The sequence below is a fragment of the Leeuwenhoekiella aestuarii genome (assembly GCF_004104055.1).
Classification (GTDB): Bacteria; Bacteroidota; Bacteroidia; order Flavobacteriales; family Flavobacteriaceae; genus Leeuwenhoekiella; species Leeuwenhoekiella aestuarii.
This window is the reverse complement of the sequence record NZ_QOVJ01000003.1, coordinates 257274-273666: the sequence shown is the minus strand read 5'-3', so window position 1 is coordinate 273666 and position 16393 is coordinate 257274. Positions and strand designations below refer to the sequence as shown.

The window sequence follows — 16393 nt, the reverse complement described above, 5'->3', positions numbered from 1 at the left end:
TGATTTTAGGGCGTTTTTTAATAAGATACACCTAACTTTACAACTAGAAATGGGGTGCTTACTCAATTGAATGTAGGCTGAGATGATACCCGGGAGCAACTGCTCTACACCTGATCCGGATAATGCCGGCGTAGGGATTTAAGCCAAAAAGGGTTCTCCTTTTTGATGCCTCTGTGGCACATCTCCTCATGTTTTTGGTAATTCAAAACCACATCTGATGGAAGGTTTTTTTATGAATTTTATTTGGCTACAATGGTTGGGTACCGCTTTTGGTATTACTCAGGTTTTACTTGCCCACAAGAACAACGTCAACAATTATATTTTTGGCATTATTAGTATAGTTATCGGGATGTGGGTGCTGTACCATTCTAAACTCTATGCCGATATTTTGCTGCACCTCTACTACCTGGTGATGAGCGTATACGGTTGGCTGTATTGGAAGTTTGGCAAGCAGCAACACGAAACACCTATCACCTATGCTACCCGTAACGAACATTTAAAAGCAGCGGGCATTGTTGCCGGTTGCTTTGTGTTGATGTGTTATTGGCTCACGCAGCATACCAATTCTGATGTACCCTATCTGGATTCTGTAGTAAGCGCATTTGCCTGGGCAGGAATGTGGTTGATGGCCAAGCGAAAAATTGAAAACTGGATCTACCTCAACATTAGCAACATCATTTCTATACCCCTACTCATTAACAAAGAACTATACATTTATGCCGGCCTTACCGTTTTCTTATTTATTGTGGGTACTTCGGGATATTTAAAATGGCGAAAACTAATCAAAAATGAACAAGAACTCAGACCACAAACTGCTTAGCAAACGTCTTTTAGGGGCGAAAAAATTAAGTCCGGAGATTCTGGAATGGATTACTAGTGAAAACCTATGGAATATCTGGGTACCTAAAAGCCATGGCGGATTAGAATTAACGCTGGTTGAAGGACTGCACAAACTGAAAGAACTCGCTCAAATAGACGGAAGCCTGGGCTGGACAGTCACGCTCTGCAGCGGTGCCAATTATTTTATAGGAAACCTGAAGCGGGAGACAGCGCAGCGTATTTTTACAGGCACCCATCAAAAACCCATTCTGGGCGGTAGCGGGGGCTTATTTGGCGTAGCCGAAAAAACAGGCGATCAGTATAAACTTTCCGGAACCTGGAAGTATGCTACCGGAGGCCCCTATCTCACCCACGTCACTGTCAATGCAAAAATCAAAGAAAACGGAAAAGAACTCTTACAGGAAGATGGAAGCCCGCTATTTAAATCCTTTGTCGTTCCCAAAGCAGGTGTTAATCTTATTGACGACTGGAATACGATGGGAATGCAGGCCTCAAGTACCTGTTCCTTTAACATTGAAGATTTGATGGTTGAGGAAGCAGATAGCTTTCAATACGATCAGTTTAACCTACCCAATCCTATTTTTAAAGTCAACTTTCGGGTATTTGCAGATTTGACGCTCTGGGTCAATTATATCGGTATGTCTACCCATTTTAAAGAAGAAGTCCTAAAAATTGATAAAGATTTAGATATTAAATCACTGAAAGATACCATCGCTAAAGCCAATCAAAACAGTGATGCCTTTGCTGAAACTATTGAACAACAAATAGAATTTGGTAAAGGTCTTACTGCTGATTTTATCATACTGGTTCACGAGACCGCTACTGCTTCGGTAAGACGGCTTTCTCAAGCAATTATTGAGATGTATCCACATTTAGGGATCAATGCTGCAAGAGAAAACAATATCATCAATCAGATTTTTAGAGACTATTTCACAGCCACGCAACACCGCAATTTCACCCGCTAAGCGGAATTAAAAATTAAAAAAGGCAACAAATTAATAGTGTTACCTTTTTAGATTTTATTGAAATTCTCGCCCATTGGAAGAGATGCCCGGAGGGCAGAGAGGTCTCTACCATTTAATAATCGCACTTGCCCAGGTGAATCCGCTACCAAAGGCTGCAAGTACCACTGTATCCCCTTCTTTTATTTTTCCATTTTCCCAGGCTTCAGTTAACGCGATTGGGATTGATGCTGCTGTGGTGTTTCCGTATTTTTGGATATTGTTATACACCTGATCGTCAGACAACCCAAACTTTTTCTGAACGAACTGCGAAATTCGCAAATTCGCCTGATGCGGAATCAGCATATCGATATCTTGCGCCGTAAGGCTATTCTTTTCGAGACCTTCATTAATCACTTCCGCGAAGCGCACAACCGCATTTTTAAATACAAATTGGCCGTTCATATAGGGATAATAGGGGATATCTTCCTGAGGATTTTTCTCGATCAACTCGGGCACCCACTCCATAGTACTCGGACCTTTAAGCGAGAGTTCAAGCGCATGTTTACCTTCACTGTGCAAATGCGTAGATAAGATACCTTTGCTGTTATCCTCTTCCCGGGTAAGCACTGCAGCTCCTGCCCCATCGCCAAAAATCACCGAAACGCTACGACCCCGTGTGGTCATATCCAATCCGCCACTGTGATTTTCAGAACCAATCACGAGAATGTTTTTATACATTCCGGTCTTGATAAACTGATCTGCCGTAGAAAGGGCATACACAAAGCCGCTACATTGATTACGCACATCAAGAGCGGGTACGGTATGCATATCGAGCATTTCCTGCACCTGCACCCCACATCCTGGAAAATAATAATCCGGGCTCAATGTGGCAAAAACGATCATATCAATGTCCTGAGCCGTCATTTTTGCGCGCTCTAGAGCGATTTTTGCTGCTTTTACACCCATTACCGCTGTGGTATTGCCATCCCCTTCTTTGATATGGCGCCGTTCTTTGATACCCGTACGCTCCTGAATCCAGGCGTCATTTGTTTCCATTACTTTAGACAAATCATCATTGGTTACCACGTTCTCAGGAACATAAGCACCCATACCGGCTATTCGAGAATTATACATAGTTTAAAAAAATCTATTGGTTTTTACAGGTGTAGCAAAATACCCACCTAATAAGTCGCCTAAGATACTGTTTCTTCAATTTTAAATGTTTTAAAGTATTCCTCTTTAGCTATGCGTGCATAATAAGTGCCTTTAATAATTATAAATTTTTAGTACCCAGTTTCAATGGTGAGAAGTGGAAAAAAAACGATTCAACCTTTTCACGATTCAACGATTAAACTTTACATGTTTCAACTTTCCTACAAAACAGAAAACCCTAAACTTTCCAAACATTTTTGATTAAATTACAGAGCATTATAAATCGATTATCGATTCAATCCAAAAAAGCACATTCCTACTATGAAACAACTCCACCTCTTTAGCCTTTTATTTCTGCTCACCGCATCGGTGTTCGCTCAGGTCAATCTGGACTACCAGAAACCGCCTGAAGAAATTCTCGAACTCGTTGATGTACCCCGGGCTCCAGCCGTGGTGATGAACTCTGATGGAGACACCATGCTCCTCCTCTACAGAGACAGCTATAAAACCATCGCCGAACTTTCTGAAGAAGAACTACGCCTGGGCGGACTGCGCATCAATCCAAAAACCAATATTGGCAGCAGAACGACCTTTTACAATGATGTAAAAATCAAAGGTGTTGATGAGATGGATGCCCGCGAGATCAGCGGACTACCCGAAAATCCTAAGCTGAGTAATTTCAGCTGGTCACCGGACGAAAGCAAAATGGCCCTTACTAACACCACAGATTCGGGTGTAGAAGTTTGGATTCTGGATTTGGATAAAGCTTCTGTTAGTAAATTGACCGAAGCAACACTCAACGCCAATATGGGCAATCCCATCAGCTGGTTTAAAGACGGAAAAAGTCTGTTATTGAATATGCTTCCGGCTACCCGAAAAGAATTGATAAATACGGCTGAAGCGGTACCTACCGGTCCTACGATTTCTACCAGTGACGGTTCTAAAGCACAAAACCGCACCTATCAGGATTTACTGCAAAACCCCAATGATGTGGCTAACTTTGAGCAACTGGCCACTTCTGTTTTGGTAAAAAAAGACCTTGATGGTACCTCAACCATCTGGCATACTGCAGATATGTTTACAAACGTATCCTTTTCGCCCGATGGCGAATATGTAATGGTTACCAGTATTCATAAACCCTTCTCCTATATCGTTCCGTATTATCGCTTTCCGGAAACCGTAACCGTATATAAAAAGGACGGAACCGAAGTAAAAGTAGTTAATGAGGTACCACTAATCGAAGAATTACCTCAGGGCTTTATGGCGACTCAAACCGGAAAACGCAGCCTCAACTGGCGTGCAGACAAACCTGCTACTTTAGTCTGGGCAGAGGCCTTAGATAAAGGAGACCCCGAGGTGGATGTTCCATTCCGCGATCAGGTTTATATGCAGGAGGCGCCTTTTACCGGTGCTGTGAAACCGGTGATTAAAACCATAAACCGTTACAGCGGCATAACCTGGGGCAATGATTCTACCGCTGTTGCCTACGATTACTGGTGGAATACGCGAAATACCAAAACCTATACCTTCAATCCCGCTGATGCTTCGGCAGAACCAGTATTGATTTCAGACCGAAATTATCAGGACACCTACAGCGATCCCGGAAATTTTGTAACGCACGAAAATGATTATGGACGAAACGTACTCACACTTATTGACGGAAACGCTTACCTGATAGGTGACGGTTTTAGCGACCGCGGACAGTTTCCATTTATAGATAAAGTGAATTTGACAACTCAGGAAAAAGAACGCATTTATGAGTCAGAATACACCGATAAACTTGAAAATTTACAGGAGGCAATTGATATGGAAGCCGGAAAAATCCTGGTTCGTATAGAAGCCCCTACCGAATATCCCAATTATTACATCCGCGATCTAAACAATAATAGCTTAAAGCAGATCACGCGATTTGAGAATCCGTTTAAAAGTATTCAGGATGTACACAAAGAAGTGATCAAGTACAAGCGCGATGACGGACTCGAACTTTCCGGGACTTTATACCTGCCGGTGGGTTACGATATGGAAAAGAAGGAGAAAAAACCGATGCTGCTGTGGGCTTATCCTACCGAGTACAAAGACAAAAATAGCGCCGGGCAAACCACTTCAAACCCCAATGAGTTTACCTATCCCTATTACGGTTCTATGGTATACTGGGTGACCCGTGGTTATGTGGTGCTTGATGATGCTTCATTCCCTATTGTAGGTGAAGGAGACACCGAACCTAATGATACCTTTATCAAACAACTTGTTGCTAACGGAAAAGCGGCGATTGATGCTGTTGATGAACTCGGTTATATAGACCGAAATAAAGTAGCCGTTGGTGGACACTCCTACGGGGCTTTTATGACCGCAAACTTATTGTCGCATTCTGATCTTTTTGCTGCCGGTATCGCCCGAAGCGGAGCTTATAACCGTACGCTGACGCCTTTTGGGTTTCAGTCTGAAGAGCGTAACTACTGGGAGGCACCAGAAATCTATTATGAGATGAGTCCGTTTATGCACGCCGATACGATGAAAACTCCCTTACTGCTGATTCACGGAGTGGCTGATAACAACAGTGGAACCTACCCATTACAAAGTGAACGTTATTTTAATGCGTTAAAAGGATTAGGCGCAACGGCACGATTAGTGATGCTACCTAAAGAGAGTCACGGTTATGCCGCTAAAGAATCAATACTGCATATGCTGTGGGAACAGGATCAATGGCTGGAGCAGTATGTAAAGAATCGAGATGTAAGCGATATCAAGAATAAAGAAGAGCTTAGAAAATAGTTTTTTAGTTGGCAGGTTAAAAAACGATTTAACAGAAAACAGTAAACCGAAAAAATGTATTTTAAACTTCACATACCCGAACCCTGCCACGAGGACTGGTCGTTAATGACACCTGCTTCGCAAGGTCGGTTTTGTGCGAGTTGTAAAAAAGAAGTTGTCGATTTTACTGAGCTGTCGCGAAAACAAATTGCCGATAAGGTTAAAAACGGTGAGAAAATTTGTGGGCGGTACCGCAAAGACCAACTGGAAACCACTTATTTTACTCCGGAAAATAAACCTTTTAAAAATCTGGGAATTGCTGCTGCGTTTACATCACTGTTAGCATTATGCGAACCAGCGATGGGGCAGGAAACTGAAGTTAAGACAGAGCAAAAGGATCAATATGACGGGCGAAATGATCATCTTTTTGTTAGTAATAAAGATGTCTTCACTTTCAATGGAACTATATCTGAGGAATCTGACGTCCCACTTCCAGGTGTTTATGTTGAGTTGATAAATTCTGGAAAGACGTTTCAAACTGACTTTGATGGAAATTTTACTATAAAACTATCAGCTGAAGACTTTAAAAAGTATAACACAATCAGATGTAGTTATGTGGGTTTTGAAGTACAGGAATTTAAACTTGATAAGGAGAATTTGAATCGAACATTTAAGCTTACAATGACCGAAGCTTTAATGGGGGAAGTAATAATAATTAGAAATCAAAATAAGCAGACAAAAAAACCACGTTCTAAGTATCAGTAAAAAGAATTTTAATCAAAGTAGTCGAATAACTTTGAAAACACAAAACTGAGAAGCTAGAAACTATGCACGCATAGTAAGATTTTATAGCATTTAAAGTACAAACCGTCTAAAACTGCTACCTTTACGCACGATGCTTAAGCGTTTTTTAAGCACAAACCCTACATATGTCATTTAACGATTAGCATAATACCCATGGAATTAAATAATATACGTCTAGAAGTCATGCAAACCATAGGAAAATCTATGGATGAGTTGATAGGCAAATACCTCAAATCTGTTGAAGAAAACTGGCAGCCTACTGATATGCTTCCAGATGCGACAAACCCGGAATTCATTGACGATGTTAAGGAAATTCAGGAGCTTTGCCGCGAGATGGATTACGACCTTTTTACCGTTTTGGTAGGTGATACGATTACAGAAGAAGCGCTTCCTACCTACGAATCCTGGCTAATGAGTGTGCAGGGTGTAGATCAGGTAAATGGTAACGGATGGTCTAAATGGGTTCGTGCCTGGACGGCTGAAGAAAACCGTCACGGTGATCTTTTAAACAAATACTTATACCTATCCGGTCGTGTGAATATGCGCGAGATGGAAGTAAGTACACAATACCTTATCAGCGATGGTTTTGATATTGGTACCGGGATGGACCCGTATAAGAACTTTGTATACACGAGCTTTCAAGAGTTGGCTACCAATGTATCACACCGTCGTGTAGCTTCGTTTTCTCGTAAATCAGGTAACAAACAACTTGCTAAAATTTGTAATACCATAGCAAAAGACGAAGCCCGTCACGCTTCTGCTTATATGGAGTTTGTACGTCGTATTTTTGAACTGGATCCTAGTGAAATGATGATGGCTTTTGAAGCGATGATGCGCAATAAAATTGTAATGCCTGCTATGTTCTTACGCGAAAGTGGTCAGCAGATAGGCGAACTCTGGGAACATTTTTCTGATGCGGCTCAACGCTCAATGGTGTATACCACACAAGATTATATCACCATTTTAAAATCATTAGTTACCGACTGGAAGATTGATGATATTAAAGGGCTTAACGATAAAGGAGAGCGTGCCCGCGATTATCTAATGAATCTGCCTGATCGTTTAGAACGGATCTCGCAACGTATCGTAGTACCTAAACGCGATCACACATTTAGATGGATTGCTACCTAGTAGTTCATACTTTTTTAAAATATCAATCCCCGGTAAACACTGTTTACCGGGGATCTTTTTATTATAATTTCAGAATAAAAGATCTTAGTCACATATAATCTTCCAGTTTTTAGCATTGGGTAGATTTTTTGATGCAATGTGATAGGTAAAAGAAGTACAGCCGGCAATAGATGCTTTTAAAAGTTCTAAAACCTCTGGCTTAATGTAGCCTATTTTTTCTATAAGAGCTCCTGTAAGTGCTCGGGTACGTGCATTATATGCCTTAGCAAGCTTGATGAGTGTTTGATGTTCTCTTCCTGTAAAAGCAGTTAACCGCTGTGTGATGTAAAAACACATTTCGTCTGGCGTAACAACTGTAGTTTTGTGTATAAATCGCAACACATCTAACACTCTAAAATAGGGAATATGAGCTGGAACGATAGGATTCTCCTGTTTTATAAATGTTATTTTAAAAGGTCCTCGTTTTAAGGGATTACGTACTTCTGCTATACCAAGTTCGATTTGTGTAGGGTTGGTATGGTCAAAACTCAAAGCGGCAATACTACTGACACCGGTAAGGTAGCCTATTTGTTTTCCATCTTTAAAAAGAAAATCTTTAACAACTTCATACGGTTTGAGCGACAGATCTTCTTCTACAGCTATAAGTGGTTTGTAGAATTTATCTTTAGCCAACTTATTGATCGTACCCTTTCTGGATAAGCTATTGAGGTATCTTTCGATCGCCTCTTCTGAACCGGGAATATCCTTAAATTCATCGTGGGTAAATACATACCCTTCTGGTAATTCTTCTAAATACTCCTCAAGATAGTCTATATGCTTCATCTGCTTGTTTCTAAGTTACTCCTATTAAAAGACATCTTTTAAAATGTAATTGTTACAGTTATTAACGAAGAATTGTGCAAAAACTTATTCTCAATCCCAAAATTCTGCGGTACATCTTGCTTCACTTTCCACGCATATTTTTAAAAAGACTAACTTTGCAGCAATACAAAATCCCACATAATGTCTATTACTAAAGAATCTGAATTAGTAGGAATACAAAAAATAAGTGAAGTGGTTGCCACAACGCTTAGACTGATGCGTGAGTATGCAAAAGTTGGAATGTCTACTAAAGAACTAGACAATTATGGTGCTAAGCTTTTGAAAAAGCACGGAGCAAAATCAGCTCCTTTTGAGACGTATGGTTTTCCCGGTTATACGTGCATCAGTGTAAATAAAGAAGTTGCTCACGGTATTCCTTCTAATAAAAAAATCTTAAAAGAAGGTGACTTGATCAACATAGACGTTTCTGCAGAACTCAATGGCTTCTGGTCAGACAACGGAGGTTCGTTTATATTGGATAAAGATCTGCATAACCACCAGCCGCTGGTAGATGCGTCTAAATACATTCTACAAAAAGCAATCAATCGCATTAAAGGTGGTGTTAAGATTGCAGACGTTGGTCATCTTATAGAAACCGAAGCGAAGAAAAAAGGCTTTAAGGTCATTGAAAACCTTGCCGGCCATGGCGTAGGCAGAAGTCTGCATGAAGCACCTGACAACATCCTAAACTATCGGGTACGCAGCAATCGCGAACGCTTTAAGAAGAATACTACGGTAGCTATCGAAACCTTCATTTCAACCAGATCCAACACAGCGGTAGAATTGAATGACGGCTGGAAGCTTGTAGGTAACAGAGGCGGTTATGTCACACAGCACGAACATACGATTTTAGTTACCGATGCTGCTCCTGTGATACTGACTCAGGCAAATGGCATCTGGAATTGAGTTGAGTTTAAGTACCTGAATTCTGTGTAAAAAGATTCTTTATTCAAAAATGAATATAAAAAATGCCCCGGGTATCAATCGTTATTGAGTCTCGGAGCATTTTAAATTCTGTGTTATTTAAGAGATTAAACCTTAACCACCATTTTACCTTTATTCTTACCCTCAAAAAGATCTAAAAATGCTTGAGGAATATTTTCAAAACCTTCTACAACAGTTTCAGAATAATCCAGCTTATCTTCTTGTAACCACTGTGCCAATTGCTTTATAGCCTCTTCAAACTTAGACGCATAATTAGAAACTATAAAACCTTGCATCAGCGCGCTATTCTTAATTAAAAAGGGTTGTACACTCAGGCTCTGAGGTATAGAAGTTTTATTATATACTGCGATAGCTCCACAATTGATAATACGGGCAAATTTATTGATGTGATAGAGTACTGCATCTGAGATATCACCTCCTACATTATCAAAATAAATATCCACACCATCAGGACAAGCATCTCCGATTGCACTTTTAATATCTGATGTTTCCTTATAATTGATACCGGCATCAAAACCAAATTTGTCTTTCAACAGGTCTATCTTTTCGTCACTTCCTGCGATACCTACCACACGTAATCCTAATATCTTACCTATTTGTCCCACGATACTTCCTACAGCTCCTGCAGCTCCAGAAATCAACAAGGTCTCCCCTTTTTGAGGCTTCCCTATTTCCATAAGGCCGTTGTAAGCCGTTAATCCGGTCATTCCTAAAACTCCCAAATAAGCAGAAAGTGGTGCTTGATTTGCGTCTACTTTTTGCAGGTCGTCTGTAGTGATGACTTGCTGTTGCTTCCATGGCATAACTTTAGAAACAAAATCTCCTGCTTTAAAGTTCTCGTTTTTTGAAGTGATCACTTCTGCAACCACCCCAGAAGTCATAGGTTCACCCACCTGAAAAGGCGGTACATAGGATTTTGTATCGTTCATACGACCTCTTAAGTACGGATCTACAGAAACGTAACGTGTTTCTACCAATAACTCTCCTTCTTGTGGCTCACCAATTGATTCCTTTATAAATTTAAAACTATCTAAAGTTGGCTCACCTTCTGGTCTTTTATTGAATAATATTGTCTGTGTCATATAATTCTTTTTTTGCAAAATTAGCCAACGACACTTCAATTGAGTCTTATTTAAATTCTTTAATATGTATTTAACTTACTACTTGAATTTATGCTAAAAATTAGATTTTGAAATTCTTTATTTCCGGCGTATTTAGAGAAACTTCTATTACTTTTCGATTAAAAGATCAGAATTAAAAAGCAAGCATGTAATAATCAAAAAGCTCTTGTTAAAACAAAAATCTAATCGATAAAAAACATTATTGTTCAAAAAATGATCAATACTACTTTTAACTCTAGTGGGGTTTGATTCAGATCGGTTTTAGCTCAGATTTCCTTCAGTTTTGCTTCTTATATGCTTTGAAGGGATTTTTAAGTTAGAATTATTTCAGTGACTTTCAAATGATTGTTTAAAAAACAATACCTCTACGGAATACAGTAACTTAATTATATAAAAGATGCTTAGCTTTAGGAGCAATAACTATTTTGTCTTCTTAAAGTTGACTTAATACAACAGTATAGAGAAGAGATAATTTAAATTAAACTTTTGAATACTTTCAATCATCAACCTCTAATAATTAAGCGCATCTTAGCTGATTTAATTAATTACACGCTGATTTATGGGTTTAGTTTTGCTTATTTGTTTAATTTCGGTAACCCTGATGAAGATGGGATCTTTACCATAACTGGTCTTCCTGCATTAATACTTATACTAATCTAGTTCTTAATAACAGTGGGTTGTGAAAGCGGTCTGGGTGGAACTATTGGAAATTCTGTTTTAGGTCTTCAAGCCATTCCTGAGAATGGACGCAACCGAAAGCTTTTAGTTAGCGAGACGTTAAAACGGCACCTTTTTAGACCCGGCTGATAGGTTTCTTTTTGGACTGGTTGGTATTATCACAATTAAAAATTACAGATAAGCATCAACACGTTGGAGACATTTGGGCTAAAACCATTGTAGTTCCTATTAAAAGCTTTGAAACCAAAGTATCTGATAAACCTTAATCTAAGAATTCTAATTTCATAATTTGTAACAAATCTATCTGTAAGTTAACCTATAGGCTAAACCCTGTATAACCCAATGGCTTCTAAACGTACAACAACAATAATTAGAGTCCTGCTTTTAGTAGGAACACTTACCTCTTTATATTTTGTTCCGTGGCCCATTGTAACAGCCTGGATCAAACCTTTACCAGATAGCATTCAAGAACAGGTTAATAAAGCCCAAGACTACGGCTTTGACGGAATCATTGTCTATATTGATCAGACTGGTAAGAAGCCGCAATGGTTCACTGCCGGGACTCACAACAGAGAAACACAAGAACCGGCAAGAGCAGATGCTCTATTTAAAATAGCAAGTGTAAGTAAACTCTACACAGCTGTAGCCATTACCAAGTTGGTGCGCGATGGACAGCTTGATTTAGATCAGACTTTAGCACATTATTTTCCAGAGTTGTCAGATCGCATTGAATATGCAGAGGAGATCACCTTGCGTATGCTCGTACAACACCGCAGCGGGATTCCTAATTTTACCGATACGTATATGTATTGGGCAAAGCCGAAAGACAACAACCAAGAGCGGCTGGCATTGATTCTAGATCAACCGGCGGACTTTAAACCGGATACCGATTATGCCTATTGTAATACCAATTACCTACTGCTTCACGAACTCATAACAAAAGTGACCGGAAAAATTTCTTTCGCTTATATAAAAGAGAATATTCTCGCACCTCTTAACCTTGAGAATACCTATGGTTCTATTCACAATGTTGATCCAGATCGGGTAATGAGCGGGTATTATGTGGGCTATCCCAACGACTTAAAAAAAGACGATAATGACCTAATGCTTGCTACAGCTCAGGATCTGGCCACTTTTATTCGTGCTCTTAATGAGGGTTCGGTATTTAGGGATGCTCAGGAACGTGCTATTTATAATTCGATTTATAAATTGAATCACACCGGACTTATTCCCGGTTATCAGACCATTGCTGAATATCATAAAGACCTTGATGCTGTTGTCATACAATTTACTAACACCGTAAATTTTGAAGGATACAATTGGAATCTTTCAGAAATAATGTACAACAGGGTCGTAAAAATTTTAACCAAAGAGTCTTCCAATTAAATCGAGTAGTTTTAAAGCATTGAAAATTCAATTGAAAAACCTTGAGTACGCTTCCTACAAAACCTAACACACGCATTGAAGTACTAGATATATATCGTGGTTTTGCAGTGCTGGGAATTTTTGTGGTTAATATTGTGATTATGCATTCTACCTTTATCAATCAGGACGCATATCTTGCTCAATTTACAGCTCCTGCAGATCTAATCACTCAAAAAGTTTTGCAGCTTTTCTTTTATACTAAATTCTTTCCCATATTTTCCTTGCTCTTTGGTCTGGGGATTGCGATGCAAGTTTTAAAACGAAAAAATGAACACAAGCCCATAAAAGGATTTTTATCACGCAGAATGTTCTTTCTTTTCTTGTTTGGTGTGCTTCACATCGTATTCATCTGGTCAGGTGATGTATTGCATCTTTATGCACTACTAGGCTTTTTTACATTTATTTTTATCAAGCTTTCCAATAAAATTATAATTACGCTTGCGCTGATTTTATTATGCTTTCCCTTTTATGATTTCTTTTTAGAAAGCTTTTTTAATACTATTCATTTTGAGCCTTATGTGTATTTAAGTGATTATAATGGCGCCAAAATTAATGACATAATCACAACCGGAACCTATCTAGAAGGGCTACACTTGCGCTTTTTAGAATATGTAACCAATCTTCCTATGCTTCTCGGCTTTCTTGCACCTGTAGCTTTATCGATGTTTCTTTTGGGATTGTTTTTAGGTAAAAATAAAATCGTAAATAAACTTGAGCTTTTTATTTTCAAGATCAAAACACCAATTCTTGTAGTCGCACTGATAACCAATTTATATCGGGTGCTTTTTTTAGAAATTTTAACCGATTTGGATTGTTACAAAACTGAACTTATACGAACGCTATTCATCAAATTGATGGTCATATGTGATGTAGCAATGGGGTTGTTTTATCTATGGCTCATTGGGTGGATCTGGTATTACACACCCTGGCAAAAAGTATTAAATCCTTTAAAATATGTTGGCCGTATGGCGTTAACGAATTACATCTTACAAAGTTTCCTAGGTCTCATACTATTCTCTTCAATAGGGTTCAAATTATATGAAACGTTAAAACCTGTTGAAACGCTTATCATTGCGCTTATACTATTTTGTGTACAGGTAATACTGAGTAAAATTTGGCTGAAGCACTTCAAATACGGCCCCTTAGAATGGATCTGGCGCTGTCTTACTTACAAGAGACTAATTCCTATTTCTAATTGATCCATATACGTATTGCTCATATAAAAACACTTAAAATAAAATGACCGAACAAACCTCACGATTTAAGGGTTGGCAACGCATCCTGCTGTTTATTGCACCTTATCTATTTTGTGTTATAGCATTTCAACTTTTAGGAATGCTCGTCGCTCAAGTAGATTTTACAGATTCCTCACAAGCTAGATCCACGACTCAAAGTCTGATCATTCATTTTTTTGATTTGCTGGGTACGCTACTTATACTTTGGCTTTTTATGCGCTTTGTAGATAAAAAACCCTTTATACAATTGGGCTTTCAAACCAAGAATCGACTACACGAGTTTGCATTGGGTTTGCTTTTAGGATTGCTTATTATGAGTTTAGGCTATGCTAGTTTATATGTCTTAAACGAACTGGTTTTTTTAAGTTTCAATATAGACTTTACAGAATTACTCCTTTCTGCTTTCTTTTTTCTCATTATTGCTGTAGTAGAAGAAAGTGTCTTTAGAGGCTACCTACAACGTAATTTAATGCTTTCGTTTGATAAGTATGTGGCTCTGCTCATTTCTGCAATGATCTTTTCACTTGCTCATGGCTTAAACCCTAATGTAAGTGCGTTTGGGCTATTTAATATTTTCCTTGCAGGAATTTTGCTGGGAATTTCATACACGTATACTAAAAACCTTTGGTTTCCAATTGCTTTGCACTGGAGTTGGAATTTATTTCAGGGCCTGTATGGCTTTAATGTAAGTGGACAAAATTTTTACAACTTGATCAACATTAAAATCGAAGAAGCAAATAAACTCAACGGTGGTGCTTTTGGCTTTGAAGGTTCCTATTTATCTGTTATCGCACAAGCTATTGCGATAGCCGCTATCATTTATTATTTCCAAAATAAATCTAAAGGTCATGTCACAATCCAATAATAACAGCGAAACCCCAGATTCTAAAAGACTTCTCTTACTTGGTGCCGCTTTTATTATAGGATACCTTATTTTTTCCAATTGGGATACACTTAAAGATCTGTTGTTATTTTAGAGAAACACACTTTTACAAAACGCATCAACCTACAAACCAGTATTTTAAGTTAAATAAGGCCTAAGCACTTAAAATAACCGTATCTTTGCCGCTTATTAGAATTTATGACATTTAAAGAATTAGGTCTTATAGACCCTATCCTTAACGCTCTTGCCGATAAAGGATACACCCACCCTACCCCCATTCAGCAACAAGCCATCCCAATACTTCTTAAAGGAAAAGACTTATTAGGCTCGGCACAAACGGGCACCGGTAAAACGGCAGCGTTTACCATTCCTATCTTGCAACAAATTTATAACAATATTGGTTCGGGTAAAGGTGGCCGAAAGCTCAAAGCTTTAATCATTACACCTACGCGAGAGCTCGCTATACAAATTGACGATAACCTCGCAGAATACAGTAAATACACCGGTATAAAAAATACGGTGATTTTTGGTGGAGTAAAACAAGCTTCTCAGGTAAGTGCAATGCGCAAAGGAGTAGATGTTTTGACCGCAACACCAGGCCGTTTACTCGACCTGGTCAAGCAAGGTTTTATCAGCTTAAAAGATATTGAATATTTGGTGCTTGATGAAGCAGACCAAATGCTCGATATGGGTTTTATACACGATATCAAAAAAGTCTTGAAACTTGTACCGCATAAGCGCCAGTCGCTTTTCTTCTCGGCTACGATGCCTAAGGCAATCATAGATCTTTCTAAGCTTATTCTGGGCGACTTTGAAAAAGTAAGTATCGCTCCTGAAAAGCCTACAGCAGAGCGCGTGGATCAAACGGTTTATTTTGTGAGTAAAAAAAGCAAAGCTAAATTGCTGAAGCATCTTATTGAAACGGAAAAACCCGAAACTGCATTGGTTTTCTCACGTACAAAACACGGCGCGAATAAGATTGTAAAAATATTAGATAAAGCCGGTATCAATGCTGCTGCCATTCACGGTAACAAATCACAAGCTGCCCGTCAAAAAGCATTGAGTGCTTTTAAAGATGGAAAAACGCAGGTTCTGGTCGCTACTGATATTGCCGCAAGAGGTATTGACGTTTCAGAATTAGAAATGGTTATACAGTACGATTTGCCTAACGTTCCTGAAACTTATGTACACCGTATAGGACGTACCGGTCGAGCAAAAGCAAGCGGTGTAGCTCTTAGTTTTTGTGCGCAAGATGAGCGCCCCTATTTAAAGGATATCGAGAAACTCATCAAACAAAAAATTCATGTTGTTGCAGAGCATCCATTCTTAATTGATAGTCCTGATGATCCTTCTGAAACTGAAGCTGCCAGACCACCTCGTAATAATAACCGCAACAGATCTAATAGATCACGTGGTAATTCAGAAAATAAAAGTCACAGACCAAAAAAGCAAACAGCGGGAAGGCCTAATAAGCGTTTCAACTCAAAGCCGAAGTCTGAGTAAAATTTATGTATATCCTATACAAATCCGCTGTAGTTCATCTGTAGCGGATTTTTTTTTGGTCATTTTAAAAATCTAACTATTATTTAACAAACCATACACTACTTTCTTTTTTATATTTAA

At 38.9% G+C, this 16393-nt stretch carries 13 protein-coding genes; 10 read left to right on the top strand and 3 right to left on the bottom strand.

Going from position 1 to position 16393, the window contains the following annotated elements; translation table 11 throughout:
- Nucleotides 1-217: 217 nt before the first annotated feature.
- Together pnuC and DSM03_RS10120 are read left to right on the top strand one after the other, a co-directional pair.
- Nucleotides 218-820 carry a nicotinamide riboside transporter PnuC gene (gene pnuC / locus DSM03_RS10125; protein ID WP_128760400.1) on the top strand — a complete coding sequence of 201 codons (603 nt, stop codon included), beginning with the start codon at nucleotides 218-220 and terminating at the stop codon, nucleotides 818-820.
- On the top strand, nucleotides 789-1805 hold the full coding sequence (locus tag DSM03_RS10120) for an acyl-CoA dehydrogenase family protein (protein ID WP_128760399.1): 1017 nt from the start codon (nucleotides 789-791) through the stop codon (nucleotides 1803-1805). The genes pnuC and DSM03_RS10120 overlap by 32 nt, the downstream gene beginning before the upstream one ends.
- 105 nt (nucleotides 1806-1910) lie before the next feature.
- Here the strand turns inward: DSM03_RS10120 and DSM03_RS10115 are convergent, their stop codons facing one another.
- Nucleotides 1911-2918, bottom strand: coding sequence for a 3-oxoacyl-ACP synthase III family protein (locus DSM03_RS10115; protein WP_128760398.1), 1008 nt, complete (start codon nucleotides 2916-2918; stop codon nucleotides 1911-1913).
- A gap of 339 nt (nucleotides 2919-3257) precedes the next feature.
- Between DSM03_RS10115 and DSM03_RS10110 the strand changes: the two genes are divergently transcribed.
- The 3 genes from DSM03_RS10110 (at nucleotide 3258) to DSM03_RS10100 (ending at nucleotide 7622) form a co-directional block, all read left to right on the top strand.
- A complete protein-coding gene (locus tag DSM03_RS10110; RefSeq protein ID WP_128760397.1) occupies nucleotides 3258-5708 on the top strand; it encodes a S9 family peptidase in 2451 nt (816 codons plus the stop codon).
- 54 nt (nucleotides 5709-5762) lie between these two features.
- Complete coding sequence (locus DSM03_RS10105; RefSeq protein ID WP_128760396.1) at nucleotides 5763-6452, top strand: carboxypeptidase-like regulatory domain-containing protein; 690 nt, start codon at nucleotides 5763-5765, stop codon at nucleotides 6450-6452.
- A gap of 192 nt (nucleotides 6453-6644) precedes the next feature.
- Nucleotides 6645-7622: an acyl-ACP desaturase gene (locus DSM03_RS10100; protein WP_128760395.1), complete on the top strand. Its 978-nt coding sequence runs from the start codon at nucleotides 6645-6647 to the stop codon at nucleotides 7620-7622.
- A gap of 84 nt (nucleotides 7623-7706) precedes the next feature.
- On the opposite strand, the gene DSM03_RS10095 is transcribed toward DSM03_RS10100, so the two are convergent.
- Nucleotides 7707-8444 carry a hypothetical protein gene (locus DSM03_RS10095; RefSeq protein WP_128760394.1) on the bottom strand — a complete coding sequence of 246 codons (738 nt, stop codon included), beginning with the start codon at nucleotides 8442-8444 and terminating at the stop codon, nucleotides 7707-7709.
- A 180-nt stretch (nucleotides 8445-8624) separates the two neighbouring features.
- On the opposite strand from DSM03_RS10095, the gene map reads away from it, so the two are divergent.
- Nucleotides 8625-9389 carry a type I methionyl aminopeptidase gene (map, locus tag DSM03_RS10090; protein ID WP_128760393.1) on the top strand — a complete coding sequence of 255 codons (765 nt, stop codon included), beginning with the start codon at nucleotides 8625-8627 and terminating at the stop codon, nucleotides 9387-9389.
- Between the two features lie 125 nt (nucleotides 9390-9514).
- Here the strand turns inward: map and DSM03_RS10085 are convergent, their stop codons facing one another.
- Nucleotides 9515-10510 carry an NADP-dependent oxidoreductase gene (locus tag DSM03_RS10085; RefSeq protein ID WP_128760392.1) on the bottom strand — a complete coding sequence of 332 codons (996 nt, stop codon included), beginning with the start codon at nucleotides 10508-10510 and terminating at the stop codon, nucleotides 9515-9517.
- Nucleotides 10511-11569: 1059 nt separating this feature from the next.
- Here DSM03_RS10085 and DSM03_RS10080 point away from each other — a divergent pair.
- The 4 genes from DSM03_RS10080 (at nucleotide 11570) to DSM03_RS10065 (ending at nucleotide 16273) form a co-directional block, all read left to right on the top strand.
- Nucleotides 11570-12613 carry a serine hydrolase domain-containing protein gene (locus tag DSM03_RS10080; RefSeq protein ID WP_128760391.1) on the top strand — a complete coding sequence of 348 codons (1044 nt, stop codon included), beginning with the start codon at nucleotides 11570-11572 and terminating at the stop codon, nucleotides 12611-12613.
- 41 nt (nucleotides 12614-12654) lie between these two features.
- Entirely contained in the window at nucleotides 12655-13851 is a 1197-nt protein-coding gene (locus DSM03_RS10075; protein ID WP_128760390.1) for a DUF418 domain-containing protein, read from the top strand.
- 40 nt (nucleotides 13852-13891) lie between these two features.
- Nucleotides 13892-14752, top strand: a complete 861-nt coding sequence (locus DSM03_RS10070) for a CPBP family intramembrane glutamic endopeptidase (protein ID WP_128760389.1) — start codon at nucleotides 13892-13894, stop codon at nucleotides 14750-14752.
- A 216-nt stretch (nucleotides 14753-14968) separates the two neighbouring features.
- Entirely contained in the window at nucleotides 14969-16273 is a 1305-nt protein-coding gene (locus DSM03_RS10065; protein ID WP_128760388.1) for a DEAD/DEAH box helicase, read from the top strand.
- Nucleotides 16274-16393: the final 120 nt, after the last annotated feature.